Raw genomic sequence first — 1,917 nt, 5'->3', positions numbered from 1 at the left:
GGGGCTGTCCAATAAGTCTCTAAAACAAAAAAAGTTGTGCGGAAAAACGTAATGTTTTCCGTCCAACTTTTTTTTGCATATGGTTTTCCAGGAAAGTAGCAAGGCGGGCACTTGCTACTTTCAGTAGATTGTGGGCCATGGCCACAATCCCAAATTCTACATAAACCTTCTCCAGCCCCCGCAAGGAGAACCTGCGGAACGACCGGTTGCCCTTGATGTGACCAAAAACGCTCTCGACCTCGACTTTACGCCGAGCATAGATCGCGGATTTTTCGTCATCCTCAAGGGCTGTTTTTGCCTTCGCTTTTAATTCTTCCCATACCGTGTTCCAGTGAACTTGGCGGTTGCCTTTTGCTTTTGTGCATGCTGCCTTCAATGGGCAATCGCTGCAGTCTTCACACTCGTAAATCTTGAAGCTTTGCTCCAGACCAGAGCTATTCTTCTTCGTCTGGTACTTCTTAAATGGAACATAGCGACCGTTCGGGCAAACAAAACGATCATCCAACGCTTCATACGTCCAATTGCTTGCATGCTTCATGTCTTTTTTGTAGCGTTTGGTTTGTTCGTGCATATAGCTGCCATAAGGGATGAGAAAATCGAATCGCGGCTCTTTTTCTTCGCCCATCGCATATAAATAGTTTTCCTCACTCCCGTAGCCAGCGTCTGCAATTACGGTTTTGGGCATCGGCAAAGAAGACGCTGCAAGTTGCTCCATATGCGGAATGAAGCAGCGCGTATCCGTCGGTCGTTGATGTAGGCTGTAAAACAAAATAAATTGGTTTTCGGTAGCCATCTGTACATTGTAGCCAGGTTTAAGTTGACCATTCTTCATGTGGTCTTCTTTCATTCGCATAAACGTGGCATCTGGGTCGGTTTTGGAAAAGCTATTGCGATCACCAAAGCGGGATTTCTGCCCATCATATTGGGCTAATCGCGGAAGAAAGTCCTCACGAATGTGCTTCAGTGGCTTCCTCAAAGCACTGCGATGCTTCCGCAATTCTTTCCGCTCTTCGCTACTGGTTTCCTCTGTGATTTGCTCTGTTAATTCATCGATCTTTTCCTCTAATGTAACCGCTGCTGCTTCTAAACGAGCTGGAAGTTCTTCTGACGCTGCTTCCACGCATTCGCCAGCTTCCTGCTGTGTGATCGCGTGAATATGCTGAAGAGTTGCCTGCACCTTTTCCTTAAGCTTTTCTTCAAAGCGTAGCGTGGATTTTTTCCACACAAAGGAATACTTGTTAGCATTGGCTTCGATCTTCGTGCCATCTAAGAAGTAGTTCTCCATTGTGATGTAGTTGTCGTCGATGAGCTTTCGGATCATCGTTTCAAAAAGCTCGTCCATGAGCGATTTCATTCGCACACCACGGAAGTCATTCAAGGTGCGGAAGTCGGGCTGTTGCATCGCAGCCAGCCACATCGCTGGAACATTTTCTTGCAGCAGTTTTTCGATGCCACGGCAGGAGTAGACCTTCTGTGAATAGGCGTAGAGGGTCACTTTCAACATCAATTTGGGATGGTAGGAGCTTCGGCCGCCTCCGACATAATGAGCAAACAACTGCTCGTCAGGAATGGCTTCAATCATCTCGTCAATCACACGAGCTACATGGTGAGTAGGGATAAGTGCCTCAAGATCTAATATTAAGTGCACTTGCTTGTTATCGTAGGCTTTGAAGGTAGGAGCAAGCATTCTTTTAGAAACCGTCTTTTCTTCCAAACCCCCTAGAGGTAGTGCCAGTTGCATGGTATACTGTTCATTAGTAGTCGTAAGATTACGCATAAAAACCGTCCCTTTCTGAGATGTTTGTGTGGTAACTTTCATTTTACAGGAAATGACGGTTTTTTTGTGCGTATTTTTAGAATTCAACAAAAACGGGGCTGCCAGAAGTCAGTTTTCACTGACTTTCTGGACAGCCCCTT

The 1,917-nt window shown here is 46.0% G+C and carries 1 protein-coding gene; it reads right to left on the bottom strand.

Going from position 1 to position 1,917, the window contains the following annotated elements:
- Positions 1 to 19: 19 nt before the first annotated feature.
- Positions 20 to 1,777 carry an IS1182 family transposase gene (locus ACO9K6_RS20885; protein ID WP_424769456.1) on the bottom strand — a complete coding sequence of 586 codons (1,758 nt, stop codon included), beginning with the start codon at positions 1,775 to 1,777 and terminating at the stop codon, positions 20 to 22.
- Positions 1,778 to 1,917 lie beyond the last annotated feature (140 nt).

Origin of the sequence: Paenibacillus praedii (genome assembly GCF_049725345.1) — a bacterium.
Classification (GTDB): Bacteria; Bacillota; Bacilli; order Paenibacillales; family Paenibacillaceae; genus Pristimantibacillus.
This window is presented reverse-complemented; position numbering and strand designations above follow the sequence as displayed.